This is a genomic window from Bradyrhizobium sp. OAE829, from assembly GCF_040546575.1.
GTDB lineage: Bacteria > Pseudomonadota > Alphaproteobacteria > Rhizobiales > Xanthobacteraceae > Bradyrhizobium.
Genome location: NZ_JBEPOE010000001.1, coordinates 4,134,801 through 4,152,688, shown reverse-complemented (window position 1 = coordinate 4,152,688; position 17,888 = coordinate 4,134,801). Strand labels below are relative to the sequence as shown.

Below are 17,888 nucleotides of genomic sequence, written 5' to 3'. Positions count from 1 at the left end.
CACTGAGGAGGGGACGACTTGATCGAAGCGATAAGAGCAGCCACTTCCGCGCTGGCTCAATTCCTGGAGCTGAAAATGCCCACCCTGTCGCCAGATTGGTGGGAAAAGCACGTCGTGGATCGGTTGAGCTTTCAGCAGCAACGCGCCGTCGAGGAACGCGGATACAGAACCCTACGTCAGCTCGACTTTGCCGCATTGCTGCGGGTGCTCGATCAGAACTGGTACGAGTTTTCGAACACTATGCGCTTCCCTCGTGAAGGCAGGAGTTGGGTCAAGGAATTGCAGACCGTGCGGAACAAGTGGGCGCATCTGTCTTCGGAGGCTATGCCGGCCAGCGAGGTGTATCGTGATGCCGACACTCTCGGCCGCTTTCTTGAAATGATCAGCGCGGACGCGGTTTCACTTGATGCCGTCCAGTCGGTCAAGGCGTCTGCGCTGGCGGCAATGACTCCGGACCGGAACGCTCATGCTGCGAAGGCCGCTGACGAGACTTTGCATGCTGCGCCGGGGGCTAAAGACGTCGTTCCGGCTGCCGTTTTATCGGGTTTTAACGTGGGCGACCTCGTCGCCCTGCGTTCAAATCCAAGCCTCCACATGCCGATTCTGGAGGTCATCACCGGTGGACCAGAGTGTCGGTATAGAGTTTTTGAGAACAACACGAAGGCAACCTATTACGAAAGCCAGTTGCAGGCGATTGCGGCGCAAACGGACGAGCGCGAAGCGCTTTCTGTGAAAAGCCTGCACGCGCATCTGACCAGCCTGCAAATTCTCTCGCCCTCGACGGCAAATCTCTTCTCGCTGCGGTCCGGCCGAGTGCAGTTTGTACCCTATCAGTACCGGCCGGTTCTCAAACTCATCCGCGCAGATCGGCCTCGCCTGTTGGTTGCCGATGAAGTCGGCGTCGGCAAGACAATCGAGGCGGGACTCATAATTAAAGAACTGCGAGCGCGGATGGACATCAACTCCGTTCTTGTCATCTGTCCCAAGGCGCTGGTCGCCGAGCGGAAATGGTACGCCGAGATGAAGCGGTTCGACGAGCACTTCACGGCTTTCGACGGGCCGCTGCTTCGGCATTGCCTGAAGGAAACAGACCTTGAAGGCGAATGGCCCGAACAGTATGCGAAGGCCATACTCCCTTTCTCCTTGTTCGACTCCGACCTTGTCTTAGGCCAGGGCGGACGGGCGAAGGACCTGGGGCTTCTCAACCTCAATCCGCCGCCACAATTCGATCTGGTCATTGTCGATGAGGCGCACCACATCCGCAACAGCGAAACCTTCCTTCACCAAGGCGTGCGGTACTTCTGCGATAACGCCAAGGCGGTCGTGCTATTGACGGCTACCCCTGTCCAGCTGGGCAGCGAGGACCTTTTCACTCTGCTTAACGTGCTGCGGCCCGATCTGGTGATCGATCATGCCAGCTTTGAGCAGATGGCAGAGCCGAACCGGCATATCAACAGCGCTGTCCAGCATTGTCGGATGGCCAAAGCCGACTGGCAGCAGGAGGCGCGCAATTGTCTCGCCGAGGTTGCGCAAACCGAATGGGGACGGATGTTCCTTCGCGAGGCGCCGGCGTTTCAAGCGGCCTACGATAAGCTTCAGGACAGCGGTCTCGGGGATGCGGACCGGGTCGCGCTCACTCGGTCCATCGAAGAGCTTTATACCTTTAGCCCTCTCATCAACCGAACACGGCGCCGGGACATAGGCGAGTTCACAACGCGCAAACCGGAAACTGTGACGATCGACTTCACAGCCGAGCAAAGCCGCCTTCATAACGGCTTGCTCGACGTAATCGCACGTATACTCGGCCGCTGCCACGGGCAGCAGAATGTCAAGTTCATGATGACAACAATTCGCCGGCAGGCAGCAAGCTGTCTGTACGGGCTTGCACCGATGCTCTCCGAAATCCTAGCCGGCAAACTGGACCGCCTCGAAGCGATGGAGGCGAGCGACAGCGATGCCGATATCGACCTCAATTTCATCAGCCAGGTCCGCGAAGATATTGAAGACCTGATCAATCAAGCGCGCAATCTCGATCCCCGCGACGAGAAGGTCGAGGCATTTATCAAGACGCTTACTGAAAAGAACCGCCTTCCCAATAACAAGGCGCTTGTTTTCAGCACGTTCCGCCACACGCTTCGCTACCTTGCTGAGCACACCCAGCGGGCTGGACTACGCTACGGCCTTGTTCACGGCGATGTCCCCGATGATGAGCGGGCTGATCTACGCCGCCGCTTCGCGTTGCCGAAGGAAGACGGCCAAGCGCTCGACGTTCTGCTCTCTTCAGAGGTGGGCTGCGAGGGCCTCGACTTCCAGTTCTGCGACTTTCTCGTCAACTACGACCTGCCGTGGAACCCCATGAAGATCGAGCAGAGGATCGGCCGCATCGACCGTTATGGCCAAAAGAGCGAAGCGATCGCGATCATCAACTTTATCACACCGGGAACGGTCGATGCCGACATCTATCAGCGGTGCCTGTGGCGTATCGGCGTATTTCAGCACGCGGTGGGCGGCAGCGAGGAGATTTTGGGCACAATCACGCAGGAACTGCATGACATCGCCGAGAGCTTCACGCTCACGCCTGAAGAGCGCACCCAGCGGCTTCAGCAGCTCGCGGACAACGGAATCCGCCAAGTCCGCGAAGAGCAGGAGCTCGAATCAAAGCAGTCAGAGCTGTTCGGCCTGAATGTGCCCAGTCAGTCCTGGCGGGATGATATCGCAGCCGCAGAGACCTATTGGCTTTCGCCTGCCGCGATCCAGCGCTGCGTTGCGAGCTATCTCGTAGCGCGCCTCGGAGGCGACGGGGAGTACATTCTGGGCGAAAAGCCGCTTAAGACCTTGCGGCTTAGTCAGGAAGCGCGAAACAAGCTGCTCGACGACTACAAGCGGTTACCGCGCTCAATCGACCCAGTCGCGCGCGAGTGGGAGAAGTGGCTCAAGGGTGCGCAGCCGCTGTTATCCGTGACCTTCGAGCAGGAAGCCGCCGCCGAAAACCCGAAAGCCGTTCACTTAGCCGTTGTGCATCCGCTGGTCCGCCAGGCTGCGGGCTACCTGGACCTTTCCGAGACCAAATACTGTGCCCTCACGGCGCAAAGCAATGCGGTGAGAGCAGGAACGTATCATTTTGGCCTGTATCGATGGACGAAGCATGGCATCAAGCCGGACGAATCTCTTGTCGCTGTCGCGGACGACCCGCAGCTTGAAGCGGCGCTGTTCAACCTGTTGCAGTCCGCAAGCGAGACCGGCACAGCGCCGCTGCCGGATGCGGCGGCATGCGATACACTGGATGGGCGTCACCACGCGAAATGGTCCGAAGCCCAAGCCAACCACATGGCGCAGAACCGGGAACTGGCGGACCACCGCGTTCAGAGCCTGACAGCCAGTCATCGCGCGCGCTGCAAGACCATCGAGGATCAGATTGCGCGGGCGACCAATGAAAAAATCCGTTTAATGAAGGAGAGCGAACTGGCGCGCGCCAATGCCGATTTTAACCGTCGTATCAAGGAGCTTAATCTTGCGGCGGGAAGCGGGGACATCCGGACAGCGCCGGTCGTTTTCGGGACGATAGCGGTGACGCAGGAAGCCGCAGCATGACCGTCACAAAGCAAGCGGGCGCGATCATCGGCCATGAGCAGGACATCATTGAAGAGGTGCGCCGCGACAGGGAGGACCTTGCGCGGGTTTTGAAGAAGCACACAGGAATCCGGAAGATAGTGGAAGAGCTCTATCCGGACAGTGCTCATTTTATTTACGAACTCTTGCAGAATGCAGAGGATACGGGCGCCAACGACGCCAATTTCATTCTGTCGGACACGAGTCTGATCTTCGAGCACAATGGCCGTCCTTTTGAGAAGAAGGATATCTACGGGATCACCGATATCGGAGATGGAACGAAGGGCCAAGACGACGACAAAATCGGCCGGTTCGGCGTCGGCTTTAAGGCCGTATTTGCCTACTCTGAAACGCCCCACATCTGGTCGCCCACGTTTTCCTTCAAGATCGAAGATCTGGTGCTGCCAACGACGATTAAACACAGCCACGATCTCGGGACTAAGACCCGATTCGAGTTTCCCTTCAACAATCCCAAGAAGCCAAAGGAAAACGCCTACGCTGACGTTGAAGACGGTCTGCGCAACTTGGCTGAGACTGCCCTTCTTTTTCTGTCCCATTTGCAATCCGTGGGATGGAAGACCGGCGCAGGCGCATCTGGTCAGATTTTGCGTATTCACCATTCCGACAATCACATTGAGGTTCTCAAGGAGAGCAACGGCGAGCCGACATCCAGCCTGCATTTCCTGAAATTCGACCGGCCGGTTACCGGGCTGGAACGACAACGCGTGGCGGTCGCCTTTGCGCTCGACCTCCTGCCGACAGTGCAGCGGTTTGATGCAAAGCTGCCTCTGGCCAAGCAGTTCAGGATCGCCGAGACGCGGGGTGCGGTGGCAGTCTACTTTCCGGCCGAAAAAGAAACGTCAGGCTTGCGCTTTCATATGCACGCGCCTTTCGTGCCTGAACTCAGCCGCGCCAGCATCAAGGACACACCCGCTAATTTGCCGCTGTTCGAGCAGCTTGCCGAACTTGCGGCAGCGGCTCTGCACGACATTCGCGACCATGGCCTGCTCACGGCAGAATTCCTTGCCGTGCTGCCCAACCGACATGAGCAGATACCTCCGCGCTATGAAGCCATACGGCAGACCCTCATCGAGGCGATGAACACTAAGCCTCTTACGCCGACGCATGCCAAAGGGCACGGTCCGGCCCAACACCTGCTCCAGGCCAAGGCCTCGCTAAAGGACCTCCTTGCCGAGGGCGATATTGAGTATCTGGTCGATTACGACAATGAGCCACCGCGCTGGGCTGTTGCGGCAACGCAGAAGAATACGAACATCGACCGCTTCCTCGGTTCGCTCGCGATAAAGGACTGGGGCATAGAGGAGTTTGTCGAGCTTTTGACGAATAGAGTCGCAGAGGGCACGCGGTATCTTTCCCATCCTCCGTACCATGCGTCCGAGCCCGATCAGGACTTCATGGCGTGGCTTGCTTCAAAGCCCGTGGAATGGCACCAGCAGTTCTATGCGCTCCTCTACACAGAGCTCGCGCCGGAAGGCGATTTGTACCGTCTCAAAAATTGCCAGATCGTTCGACGCAGCGATGGCAGCTTCAGTACAGGCGACAAATCCTTTTTTCCCAGCGATGGTGTCGAACACGATGAAGTCCTGCCGCGCGTTGAATCAGCCGTCTACAGCTCCGGCAAAAGCAAGGTGCAGCAGAGCAATGCAAGAAAGTGCCTTGAGGAGATTGGCGTCCGGATTGTCGGCGAGGCGGAGCAGATCGAGGTCATCCTTGATCAGCGATATACAAAGGAAGCCGAGATTCCAGACGAGAAGACCTATTTAAGGGACCTGAAGCGGTTCATCGCCCTTGTGGAGAAGGAGCCCAACCGGGCCAAGTTGTTCAAAGACTACTACATTTTTGAGTGCAAGGACCAATGGTGCAAGCCTTCCGAGGTTTATCTCGACGCACCATATCTCGATACGGGCCTTAGCGCTTACTACGATGCGATGGGTGAAGACGCAGAACTGTATGCGCTCGCCAGCCATTATCAGGACTGTGGCATTGCCCCCAAGAGATTGATTAAGTTCATCGAAGCAGTCGGTGCGCAAATAAGGCTTGCTGTGCAGGAGAAAACAGTAAACGGGCATCCTTTCGAGCGCCAATTAAAGGCAGACTGGTATAGGGCGTCTGTCCGAAGAACGAACTCGGAAGTCGATGAAGATTGGTACATAAAAAATCTATCACGCCTGCTCGAACGCCCAACTAACGTTCGCGCAAAGGTGATCTGGGACACTGTCCGAGCGGCTGAGCCTGAGATCCTGACCGCGCGCTACCGACCGAACCAACAATACGCAACCCGAACAGCGCCATCTTCACTGATCCTTCTGTTACAGAAGAGCCCGTGGGTGCCACAGCGCAACGGATCTTTTGTCCGTCCCGCAGAGGCCTCTCGCGATTTGCTTCCCGAGGGCTTTGCTTTCGACTTTGGCTGGCTGTGGCTGAAAGCCATTCACTTTGGCGACGAAGTAGCGAAGAAGTCAGAGGAACACCGCCGACGGCAAGCCGTCGCCGTAGAGCTTGGTTTCTCGGACGATGCAACCTTAGAGCGGGCGAGGCGTTTTGCCGCCCTGCCATCTGAAGATCAAGAGCGGATTCTGGCCGATCAGGATTGCCGAGGTGTCGAAATGCCCGAGCATGAACCCGCCAATCCGGAACGTCGCGCCGAGCGCGTCGCCACGCAAGCCTCCGCAGCGCCGGACAGGATCACGGAGGAGCGCACGCGGTCTGTTTCGGTCGGGCGCGAAGCGGTCAAGGAAGAGGCTGCTCAGTATCTTCGTCAGCAATACGCAAGCGACGGCGATGTGGTCTGCCAGATCTGCCAAGGGCCGATGCCGTTCAAGCTCGATGATGGCACGGCCTACTTCGAGAAGGTTGAATTTCTGCCCGAACTGAAGAAGCGACACTACCAGAACTATCTGGCGCTTTGTCCCAATCATGCCGCCATGTTCAAGGAAGCGAACGGCTCCGCTGAATTCATGCGCGATATGTTCGTTGAGCTGTCGGGCAACGAGCTTGAAGTTGTTCTTGCGCAAGAAGACGCCACGATTTACTTCACGCGGACCCACATTGCGGATTTGAAGAAGGTCATAGAGGTTGATCAGGGTGACCGTACGCCAGCCACGCATGCAGATGATTGATCAGCGCGCGAAAGCTCTCCCACCGACCTCAGCGATCTCGGAGGTTAACTTCGAGGCGATTTCACGCCACGGATGCCGAAGTTGCAGACGCCATTTCGACCAGGGGCTCGCTGGACGGCTCTCCGAAATCTTCCACTGTAAAGCCTGACCTTCGACCTTTGGCGCCATAACCTTCGATAGCCCGGGCCAGATGAGTCAAGTTGCCGAATCGTATCGGCATGGTAGGACAGCAAGGTCGCCTTCTTAAGGTGAAGTTGATTTCGAAGAAACCTCCGTGACCCAACGCGCAGACTTATGGCCCGGCAGAGACCGGTATGGTCGTCCAGCGACATCACTACGATAACCGAGCGGCGACGAAGGACAGCATCAGGAAGGAAATCACCGTCGATCGATACGCAGTCTTTGTTGGCAGGTTGAGTTTGTCAAACAGGATGTGATTACGTTTTTGAGCGTCGCTGAGAAGTTTGGCGTAGGAAATTACCTCATAGTAGGCGTTGCGTTAAGGGTCTCGTTGTAGCCCTAGACTAGGCAACCCGGGTCGCTGAAGTGCGGTCCCTGTTTAATAAGACGTCTGTATCCAGTCGATTTGACCCGTCGTCATATAGACTATGGCGCCCCGGCGGGCCCCGATAGCATGCAAATACTGACCGAGTTGTTGCCTGTAGGCGGTTCGGTTGGCATCCCTGGGGGCGACGTCGCTCTTCCAATCGAACGCGACCCTGCTGCCGTCCTCGGATGTTGCGACCGCATCGGCTCGTCCTGCGATCAACTGGTTCGGGCCCGTTGAGGCCGTTCCATAAATGGGAAGTTCCGCTGTTAGTTGACCTCTAAAGGGTTCGATCTCCGGAAGGCGAAGTGTTCGCAGCGCTGTGTTCGCCAATTCATCCGGATTTGGCGCGCTGCTGCCACGCGACTCCGAGGCCAACTGTTCCAGAAGCTGTCTTGCCCGGGAAATCGTGGCGCTGAGATTTTCGTCCAGTTCGCCGGTAATCAACTCTTCCATAAGCTTGTGCAGGACCACACCGCGCAAGCGGCTGCCCTCGACGGTGGGAGGGGGTCCAAGCGGCTCTTCCGGGCCTGGTTCGGGAGGAACCTGGATGGGTACAATATCCGGATCACCATCGCTGGGTCTGATCCACCGAATGATCGGCGAAGCCTCGACGAGCCGAATTTGTTCGGCGGCGAAGACTTCCTCACTTTGCGGATTTTCGACGGTATCGGCGGCCGCCGCCGACTTGCGTGGAAGGCGGGCGATATTTAATTCCGGCACCTCGCCGAGCTGGAAGTCCAGCAATTTAGCCCAGGACGCGTCGTTGCTCCAAGAGAAGTCCGGCACAATCAGCAATTCCATCGCCCGCGTGCATGCGACGTAGAGAAGGCGAAGATTTTCATTGCGCTTTTCGATCTCCTCAGTTTGCAGGGCGTCGCCAAGACTCGGGGGGATGATTTGGCCGAGCGCCCAATGCAGGCTTTCGTCGCTTCGCCGGTATACGAACTTTTCGGCGCGCCGCGGCATCGACGCGCGGTTTATCGGAATGACAACGGGCCACTCCAGCCCCTTGGAGGAGTGAACCGTCACTATTTCGATGGATTGGCCATCGGCCTCGATCATGCCTTCAGCATGTCCAGTACCGCTCGACCATTCTTCGTCGATATCGCGGGCGAACTGAACGAAGCCACGCACGCCGTAGCTACGAGCTCGCTCAAGCAGGCCATCTATGTTTGCGAGCGATCTGACGGCCTGATCGGTGCTGCGGGCCATGATTATCGCCCGCACCCGCAACCTTTCGATGGCTTCGGCAAGAAGGAGCGCGGGGGCAGTACCGTGCACGCGGCGTTGAAGATCGCTCAGGATGGTCAGGACGTCGCGCGCGACCCCATGCTGGATCGCTTCAGGGGCAATTCGAAGGGAGAGCCCGACGGAGTCATGCTCGGCATCCGACGGAGGGAGGCCTTCGGTGATATCGAGCAACTCCTGTTCGGTCAAACCAACCAAGGGCCCACGTAGGAGCGCTCCAAGAGCCAACGTGTCCCGTGTGTCGGCCAACGTCCTCACTAACGCCACAAGATCCTGTGCTTCCTGCCTTTTGAATAGGTTCTTGCCCGCTTGGGAAGCGAAGGGCAGGCCTGCCTCTTCGAGCGCTCTTTCATAGCGCCAGAGATCGGTCGAAACCGGCGCCAGCAGCGCAATGTCACCAGGAGTCAACCGTCGCGTCTCTCCATCGTTTAGCTTCAACTCGACGTTTCCGATCAATCGAGCGCAGACTTCGGCGACTGCACGAGCCTCTTCGTCACGCGAACTGTCAACTCTCGTGTCGGGCGGCAGTTGGAGCGATACTTTTGTAACGCAGGGAAAGCCGTGCTGCGCGGGAGTGCGGGTGCCCTCCAAGGCTACATATCCGGCCTCTTGCGCCGATAGGCGCCTCTCGAAGCAGCGATTAACGTGGTCCAGAATTTCACCGCGCGACCTGAAGTTGGCCGTGACCTGCAGGAGGTTGGCAGGAAACTGCGCCTCGATCGCTCGCCGCACCGTCAGGTAGGTCGCGAGATCGGCTCCACGAAAACGATAGATGGCCTGTTTCGGATCCCCAACCAAGAACAGGTGGCCCGGTTTAAGGAGTCGCTTATGCCAGCCCTCCGTGCCATCGGCCGTGCCGCAAAGCAAAAAGATGATTTCGGCCTGCACCGGATCGGTGTCTTGGAATTCGTCGACCAGAATTCGGGAGAATCGCTCGCTCGCAGCGGCGCGTACCCACGGACTTGCGCGAAGCACATCGCGGCAGGTGAACAATAGATCGTCGAAATCGAGCACGGCCGCTCGCCTCTTGAAGGCCTCGTATTCTGCCAACACGTGGTCGAGTTCGACGGACAGTGACCCAATGATGGCGTTCGCGATCCGGCCCATCAGCGTCCCGTAAGCATCGCGGCAGCGCGCGAAATGACTTTCCGCCTCGTCAGCGAGACGGTCGCCTCTCTCCTTGCCTCCAACCTTTCTCCAAAGCGACCGGCGCCTGTAATCGCGGAGGTCCAAGGAAGCCTTCCGCATGATTGGCAGAGCGGCAGGATGTGCCAATTCCCAAAGCTGTTCGAAACCAGGCAGTGGATCGAAGCGTCCTTCGAAATGCAACGCCAGCGTCTCGAAGGCGACGATGTCCTGATGGGCATCAGGAGGCGCGCCGATGCGATCGCACCAGCGCCGGAATTCGCGGACGCTTTCCAAGAAATCAAGGTCGGCCTTGGTTTCGAGGTCGGGAGGAGGAGGACAAGCCGTCCTGTAACGTCGGCGGAATTGGGCGAACCCACGCAACAGTTCTTCTGCGCCCCTCGGGTCCCGTCGCGCTACCGACGCCACCGGATCATCACCGGGAGTCGGCGTGTCGAGCCGATCGCGCCACCACTGATCGAAGGTTGCGTCGAAGATAAAATCCGCTTGCTCGCTATCGAGGATTTCCGCACCCGGATCGATCCCTGCTTCCACTGAATACGTCCTTAGGAGATCGTGGCAGAACCCATGAATCGTCGAGCAAGTCAGCTCGTCGAGCCGTGCGGCGGCCTTGTGCAGGGCAGTCTTCTGCGCCTCCGCCGGGCCGTTGGGCAGACACAGCAGCAGTTCGTCGGGGACGGTATCGGACAGCAGCAAATCGAGATATCGTGCGACGCGTTGCCGAAGCTCACCGGCCGCAAGTTCCGTGAATGTGATGGCCGCTATCGATGCTGGACTGATGCCTGTACCCAAAAGCATGATGACGCGGCCGGCGAGCAGGGATGTCTTGCCCGTGCCAGCGGCAGCCTCCACCAACAGCGTGGAATCGAGCTCGGTCAGCGCTCTTGAGCGCGCGGCTTTATCGCTCGTCGTCACGGCACGCTCCAATAGCGAGAGACGCCCTTGCCGGCTTTGTCGAAGGCGATGAGCTTGCGACGCTCGTAGCCGGGCGAGGCCGGCAACGCTAGGCGCAGATCGTTCGACTGATCGAATGAAAGACGTCCGGGTACCGTCGATCCATTTCGGAGCATCGCGACGGCCTCGTTGATGAAGGCAGCGATCTGTTCGACCGCGGCGTCGAGGTCGTTCAACTTGGGGGCCTGTGGCTCGCCGACCAGATAAAGAAGGCGAGCAATGATTCGAGTTTCTTCCTCAAGCAGTTGGCGGCACGCGAGCCCATAGAGTGCACGTTGTAGTTCCGCGCCCCCGCCTATCACTATACGCGCTGCGTTCCTGGGCGCCTCGCTCGTCTTGTAGTCGGTCACACGCACCGCCGACGGCGCGCTCCGCAGGTCCAAGCGATCGATAGTTCCACGCAGACGTATCGGCGTATTTGGCACCGTAACGGGAGCAGTCGCATCCCAAGGCAATTCTCGTCCGGCGACGAAGCCAGCAGGTTGGCCGAAGGGAACTTCGGTCCAACTGCGCGTACCATCTTCCGCGATGTCCTTTCGCCGGAGCCCCACGGAGGCCAAAGTCGCGGCGAAGTCGACCGTGTTGCTCCACAATAGTTTTGGCGGCACGGGACGTTCTAATGGCCAATCCTCGTGCACGGTTTTGACCGCCGCCCTTAGAGCTTTGTCTATCTCCTCCTCGGATGCTTTGGCGTAACCGGGATCGGGCTCAAGGGTATCCACCGCGCGACGTAGCAGGTCATGAACCAGCTTGCCGAAATCGTCGGGAGCGATGGAAAGCGATCGTTCCCGTTCTTGAGGCGTGCGTAAACCCAGGCCGTAGCGCCAGACGAAGCCCAAAGGATCTCTTAAGAGCTGTTTCAGAGAGGTTGCCGATTGGACACGTTCGATAGCCTTCACGACGATCGGATGATCAGCGGAAAATTGTCCGTCGTGGGGCGTGAGGTTGTCGATGTGCCAGTTGCGCCAGCACGCTTGCGCCGACTTGAGTCTCGGAACTCTCGCCGCATCTCCGGGACGCGCTGCTAGTCGATCCGATTCGCTGAACGCGTTCTCCGGGATGCGCGCTCTGGACAGTGGGATCTCGGAATAGTTCTGCAGCAGCGGACTGCGCCCTACGCGGCTACCCTGAGCGCTACGACGGCTCCGCGATAGGACCACGTCGCCGGTCGCTGCGTCCAAAATCACCTCGAAGTGCCGGCGGTCAGCGCGCGCGATGGGATCGTCGAATTGATCGGCAGAAAGCACGTGGCCAGGCAAGAGAGGGTCGTCGCCGGTTTGTCGTGGCCAGCCTCGATTCGTCAGACCAAGCAAACGGACATGCGGCCGTGGGGCCGCTGCAAGATCTCGCGCGGGGGCCCAAGCGATAGAATCGGCGGCGTCCGTTTCCGACGCGAGCCGGATACCACGCAAGGAGAGTTCGATCGCATCCACGGGAGCCGACCGAGCGGCAGCCTCCCAGATTTGCAAGGCGCGCCCCCGCAGGAAGAGACTAGCTGCCGCGCTTGATGCTGCAATCCCTCTGGAAAGTAGATCCAATAGCGGCAGCACGGCCTCAGCCCCGGCGATCGAGCCATCCTTCTGAGCGGCTGCCGAAAGGGCGCGGCGCCAATCCTCCACCTCGACCAATGTCGCTCCACGCGGCAAGGAGGACATCCATCGGTCCGGCAAAACATCAAGCGGCACTCCCGTGCCCCGGCAAAGTGAGACAAGCCTCCGCATGCGTTGCTGGTTCAGCCCGTGCTGCAAAATGTCCGCCAATGCGGCGCACCGCTGGCCATCGCGCGTCGCAAGCGCGGGAATGCCATGCACGAAGTGCACTCGCAGACCGGCATCGGCGGCTAAGGCGAATACGTGGTCGTCCCAGGGAGCAGTGCTCGCCGACGCAATGGCGATCTCGGAAGGCCTTGCCGTGCCAGATGAGAGCAGCCGCCTTGCCCAGCGCAGTGCCTCGACCACCTCGTGCCGCGGGTCCGCGCATGAGATCGCTGCAGGCGAGCTCAAGGGTCGATCCGGGCCGCTGCCAGTCAGCGAGCCGGTAAACCAGTCGGTCTCGGCCTTCGGCGGTGCCCGCCATTCCAAGGAGACGACCTGTTGGAGCGCCATTATCAAGGGCTGCCAAACGGGCGGGATGAAAGAAAGGCTTTCTATCGTCGCTGGCCCGATCAGTCGCGACGCGCGCTCTATTCGCTGTAGTGCTGCGTTGCGAAGGTCCCGGGGGATCAGCATCGCCTTGGGCAAATAGCTTCTCACGCGCGCTTCGATGAGCGCCAATTCGCCAATACGCAACTTTCCGGGGCCGTTGGTTTCGAGTAGTTCGACGTCCGCGTTCCATACCTTGCGCAGGCTGCCTGCAACGGCCCGGGTCATGCCGGGCAGCGTTCGTACAGACTCTAGTTCGACGAAATCGCCGTCATCGAGCGCCCGCTGGATCGCCAGATCGAGTTGTTCCGTCGAGACGGGAACGGTGAACCCGCCGGCCAGCCGCGCAGCAAGCTGCGGCAGCGTCATGATCTGTAGACCGCATTCGTTGGCACGAGCCGCCGCAGCGCGCCGCATCTGGAAGGCGAGCGAGCCCTCGATTACCGTTGTCCGGATATCAAAGGTACGCATGCCATTCACTCGAACTATCTCCCCATCGACTGCACTAGATGGCTAAGACGATTTGTTTGGGACGATGGATATCTTCGGCAGCAAACCCAGATACCGAGACGCCGAGCAACCTAACCGCTTTCTGCATCGGAAACAGCATCTTTAACAGATCGACCGAAACGTTCTGCAATTCATCGCGGCCGCCGACCGCGTTGGCCAACGTTCGGCTCCGCGTTATCAATTCGAAGTCAGCGAACTTTACCTTGAGAGTGACGGTCCGACCGTGGGTGTCCTTTTCTTCGCAATGTCGCCACACCTTGTCGATCAGCGGCTGTAATTCCGTGACCATGGCATTCAATTCGGAAAGATCATTGGGGAAAGTATTTTCGGCGCCTATTGACTTGCGCACCAGATCCGCTCTGACTTCACGGTCATCGACTCCTCTGGAGATCCAATAGTAATATGCGCCAGCCTTGCCGAAGTTTTCCTGCATGAAATCCAGCGACTGGTTGCGCATGTCGAGACCGGTGTAGAGGCCGAGGGAATTCATTTTAGCGCTCGTCGCAGGCCCTATACCGTGAAACTTGCCGACGGGCAGGTTTTCGACGAACGCCAGGCCCATTTCCGGCGTGATGACGTACTGGCCGTTCGGTTTGCGGTGGTCGGAGGCGAGCTTCGCCAGAAACTTGTTGTAGGAGATTCCAGCGGAAGCGTTGAGATCGGTCACCTCCTTGATCTTCGCTCTGATCGCCAGCGCGACATCACGGGCCAGCGGAATCCCCTGCAGGTTCACCGTCACGTCGAGATAGGCCTCGTCAAGCGACAGGGGCTCGATGATCGGGGTGTGTTCAGCAAAAATCTCGCGGATCTGCTGGGAGATCGCCTTGTAGACCTCGAAACGTGGCTTCACGAAGATCAGGTCAGGACATTGGCGCTTTGCGGTCACGGACGGCATGGCCGACCTCACGCCAAATTTGCGGGCCTCGTAGCTTGCCGCCGCGACGACGCCGCGCTCGCGGAATCCGCCGACCGCGACCGGCTTGCCGCAGAGATCTGGATTGTCCCGCTGCTCGACCGACGCGTAGAACGCGTCCATGTCGATGTGGATAATCTTGCGCTGGCGGCCTTCGTTCATTGCACTCTGGTGAAGAGCCCCCTCCGTCCGCAGGAGCATGGTGGATCCGGGGACGGAATCTTTGAGGAGTACGCAGTAAAAAACCGCCGGGGGGCGGGGATCGACAACCTCCACGCAGCAGCCCGAAGGGGGCATTGACAAATCAAAACGGCCGGGAACAAATATAGAACAATATCGTAGCGGCTGCAATCGGCAATCCAGTGTCCTGCCCGCCACGTCCTTGCGTTCGATTCAAATACCGAAGGCCCGAGGGCGCTGCGGATGAAACGGCCAGATCTGCCTGTCTATTATTACCACGACCATTTTGTCGAGATGCTCGCATTCGTCAGAGCTACCTACGGCTCGATCTTGACGGATGAGCATGATGCCTTCGTCACGCGTTTCCAGAATCTTTCCAAGGACGCGCAATGCCTGTTGATACGGATGGTCAATCGGCGGGGCGCGATCTTCAATCGGTCGCTGTTCAGGTACGCCGAGATTTCAGATCTGGAACGTGCGGCTGACGACTTGCTGGCGTGCGGCCAAGCGAGATTGCTGATAGAGGAGGACTACTCCGCGTTCGTCGCGTGCCTGCCTAAGGACGTCCTGGTCACCGGTGCAAAGGCGGCTGGGCGGACGGACATCCGCGCCTCATGGCCGAAAGCGAAGCTGACCGATTACTTCTTGGCACACGTTCCGTTCAAGCTTGCAGCGGAGCATTGTGGGGCGGCAAAGTTCATCGCGTTGGATGACGTCCGGCCGCTCGAATTCCTGCTCTACCTGTACTTTGGCAAGACTGAGGAGGACTTGAAGAAGTTCGCGCTTCGCGATCTGGGCATCATGCGCACCAACAAGGCCACTTCGTTCATGGCCCGTTTCACTGATGGCGACGAGGCAAGGGCCTGCTTCCATTATAGCCAGCTTCTCGACCGGCTAGAGGTAAAATCGCCGAGCATCTACCGAAGGGCAGTCGCCGACATCTTCGGCGGTCCAGATTGCCCAAGCGATTATGCCGTCGATCTCCGCAGCCGTGCCGCTTGGCAGGTTGGTCAGTTCTTCGAGAAGCTGGGCGAGACCGATCTTGCCAGGCAGCTTTATCGCGCAGGCTCGTCGTCGGAATGTAATGAGCGGTTGGTCCGCCTCCTCTACAACGCCGGCAACAAGGCAGACGCGGAAGATCTGCTACGTCGGATGATCGACGATCCTGCGAGCGACGGCGAATTCTTGTTCGCTTCGGATTTCTACGCTCGCAAATTCGGCGGTCGCCGGACTGGATCGTGCACCGAGCTGCTTCGCGCCGGCGTCACCCTCACCGTCGACGACGTTCATCGCGGCAACCCGGAGGCTGGCGTCGTCGGTGTGATGCGCCGCAGAGGCTACCGGGTCTTTTTCACGGAAAACACACTTTGGCATTCGCTGTTCGGCTTGCTGTTTTGGGATGAACTATTCGAGTCCGAGTTGCTTCACAGCAGTTTCGATTGGGTGCCGCATTGCCTCAAGGATCGGAGCTTCGCGCGTAAATTTGGCGCCCACATCGATGACAAGCTGGACGCCGTCCGATCCGGAAGTGCTCTCCATCTGCTGCTGCGCACGATCGCTGCGAACTGGGGTCGTCCGAACGGTATCTTCGCCTGGGATCGTGTCGACGTCGATGCGCTGCGGCTGCTGCTATCGGGAGCCAGCGGGGAAGGCATCGCCGCGATTGTCCGCTCGTTGTGCCAGAACTTCCGCGACATGCGCGACGGATTCCCGGATCTCATGCTGGAGAAGGAAGGAACGGTCTCCTTCATGGAGATCAAGGCCGAAGGCGACGTCATCCGCCGAAATCAACTCACACGGTTGCGACAGCTTGGGAACGCCGGCATTCGTGCGGAAATCGGGCGGGTCGACTACCGCTTCGACCCCGAGCAGGATTACGTCGTGGTCGACGTCGAGACGACGGGCAGTTGGTCGTCCGGCGATCGGATAACGGAAATAGGCGCGGTGAAGATCCGAAACCATCAAGTCGTCGACGAGTGGCATTCCCTATTGAATCCACAGCGGGCTATTCCTGCAAGAATAACGCAGATCACGAACATCACGAACGAGATGGTTCGCGATGCGCCGGTATTCTCGGAAGTCGCGGACAGCTTTATGCAGTTCATGGGCGACGGGATATTCGTCGCCCACAACGTCAATTTCGACTACGGATTCATCAGCCATGAATATGAAAGGCTCGGTCGCCGCTTTCGATTTCCAAAGCTCTGCACCGTCCCGGGAATGCGTCGGCGTTATCCCGGGCATAAGTCGTATAGCCTTGGGAAACTCTGCGTGCTCTATGGGATCGAACTTGAAACGCACCACCGTGCGCTGTGCGATGCTCGTGCGACAAGCTATCTCCTAAATCTCATCAATCAGAAGCGTGAGGTAGCCGAACCGTCAGTGTTTGAGGACGCGGCTTGAACGCGTGAGCGCATAAACTTCGAACGGCCAGGCGGAAGTAGCTTTCGTGTTGCCGGCTCAACCGGTCGACATGCAAAGTAGTAGCGTTCTTGACGGCGCCAAGGGTCGGGCCGCTGCTTTCGCGCCGAGCGGGCAGCAGGCAACGAAGGACGGCATGCCGATCAGGTCTGCTGTGGCGACAATAGATCCAACGTCCTTTGGTCCGGCTTTCCGCCGTAGAACTTCGCGATGGCTGCAGAGAATTCCGGATCCGACGATACTGCACTGAACAATGTCATCGAAGATTGGAATTTCATGTCGTCCGGACTGCCGAGGATTTCGCGGACCGATCGGCCCTCAACAGCCCTGACGAGCGCCGTGCATTCTTTAAGCCGAGATCCCAGGACGGTATGGCTAAGATAGGCGACGGCTTCTTCGCGAGAGGCGATCGCGAAGCGATGGGCCATCGCGCTATGTCCAAGTCCGGCAAGCTGCGGGAAGATGAACCACATCCAGTGGCTTTGCTTCTGACCGCGACGCAATTCGGTAACGACTCGCGCGTAGATGGGCGCCTGCGCATCGAGGAAGCGCTGGAGATTGAAGGGATCAGTCATGCGTCGGCCTCTTTTCAGGCTGATTCACGAATCGGGCGAGCCCATCGAGAAGCGGTCGCTGGCCCTCAAGGATCTTTGCACGCGCCGCTGGCAGGTCGAACCACTCGGCACGATCGATCTCGGGAAAACTCCGCATCCGTCCACTTTTCGGCGGCCACTCCATTTCGAAAGTGTTGCTTCTTATGGTCAGGACGTCGACATCGCCTTCGACAGCGAATGCGATCACCAGCTTGCCGCCACGCTGTCGGATTTCGCCGAGCGGATCAAGCAAACCCGAGAGGGCGACGCCAGTCTCCTCCAGGAATTCTCGGCGCGCAGCAACTTTGGCGTCCTCGCCTTCATCCAACTCGCCCTTGGGAATTGACCAGGCCCCTTCATCCTTCTTGCGCCAATATGGGCCGCCTGGATGCACAATGAGCACCTCTAGATTTGTACCGGCGTGCCGGTACATCAAAACTCCCGCGCTCGAAACTGATCGGCGTGACTTCAGAGGCAACATGG

Annotated in this window: 8 protein-coding genes; 3 read left to right on the top strand and 5 right to left on the bottom strand. The window is 58.7% G+C overall.

Features of this window, described 5'->3' with window-relative positions; genetic code table 11:
* The first annotated feature begins 18 nt into the window (after positions 1-18).
* Positions 19-3,591 carry a DEAD/DEAH box helicase gene (locus ABIE49_RS20080; RefSeq protein ID WP_192739089.1) on the top strand — a complete coding sequence of 1,191 codons (3,573 nt, stop codon included), beginning with the start codon at positions 19-21 and terminating at the stop codon, positions 3,589-3,591.
* Positions 3,588-6,749: a sacsin N-terminal ATP-binding-like domain-containing protein gene (locus ABIE49_RS20075; RefSeq protein WP_192739090.1), complete on the top strand. Its 3,162-nt coding sequence runs from the start codon at positions 3,588-3,590 to the stop codon at positions 6,747-6,749. The genes ABIE49_RS20080 and ABIE49_RS20075 overlap by 4 nt, the downstream gene beginning before the upstream one ends.
* A gap of 559 nt (positions 6,750-7,308) precedes the next feature.
* Here the strand turns inward: ABIE49_RS20075 and ABIE49_RS20070 are convergent.
* The 3 genes from ABIE49_RS20070 to dinB are packed head-to-tail and all read right to left on the bottom strand — an operon-like array spanning position 7,309 to position 14,373.
* Positions 7,309-10,608 (bottom strand): UvrD-helicase domain-containing protein, encoded by a 3,300-nt coding sequence (locus ABIE49_RS20070; RefSeq protein ID WP_192739091.1) that lies wholly within the window; start codon positions 10,606-10,608, stop codon positions 7,309-7,311.
* Complete coding sequence (locus ABIE49_RS20065; RefSeq protein WP_192739092.1) at positions 10,605-13,259, bottom strand: PD-(D/E)XK nuclease family protein; 2,655 nt, start codon at positions 13,257-13,259, stop codon at positions 10,605-10,607. The genes ABIE49_RS20070 and ABIE49_RS20065 overlap by 4 nt, the downstream gene beginning before the upstream one ends.
* A gap of 34 nt (positions 13,260-13,293) precedes the next feature.
* On the bottom strand, positions 13,294-14,373 hold the full coding sequence (gene dinB, locus ABIE49_RS20060; RefSeq protein ID WP_192739093.1) for a DNA polymerase IV: 1,080 nt from the start codon (positions 14,371-14,373) through the stop codon (positions 13,294-13,296).
* A gap of 261 nt (positions 14,374-14,634) precedes the next feature.
* On the opposite strand from dinB, the gene ABIE49_RS20055 reads away from it, so the two are divergent.
* Positions 14,635-16,794: an exonuclease domain-containing protein gene (locus ABIE49_RS20055; protein WP_192739094.1), complete on the top strand. Its 2,160-nt coding sequence runs from the start codon at positions 14,635-14,637 to the stop codon at positions 16,792-16,794.
* A 161-nt stretch (positions 16,795-16,955) separates the two neighbouring features.
* Here the strand turns inward: ABIE49_RS20055 and ABIE49_RS20050 are convergent, their stop codons facing one another.
* Together ABIE49_RS20050 and ABIE49_RS20045 are read right to left on the bottom strand one after the other, a co-directional pair.
* Positions 16,956-17,387 (bottom strand): DUF1810 domain-containing protein, encoded by a 432-nt coding sequence (locus tag ABIE49_RS20050; RefSeq protein WP_192739095.1) that lies wholly within the window; start codon positions 17,385-17,387, stop codon positions 16,956-16,958.
* Complete coding sequence (locus tag ABIE49_RS20045) at positions 17,380-17,886, bottom strand: NUDIX hydrolase (protein ID WP_192739153.1); 507 nt, start codon at positions 17,884-17,886, stop codon at positions 17,380-17,382. The genes ABIE49_RS20050 and ABIE49_RS20045 overlap by 8 nt, the downstream gene beginning before the upstream one ends.
* Between the last annotated feature and the right edge of the window lie 2 nt (positions 17,887-17,888).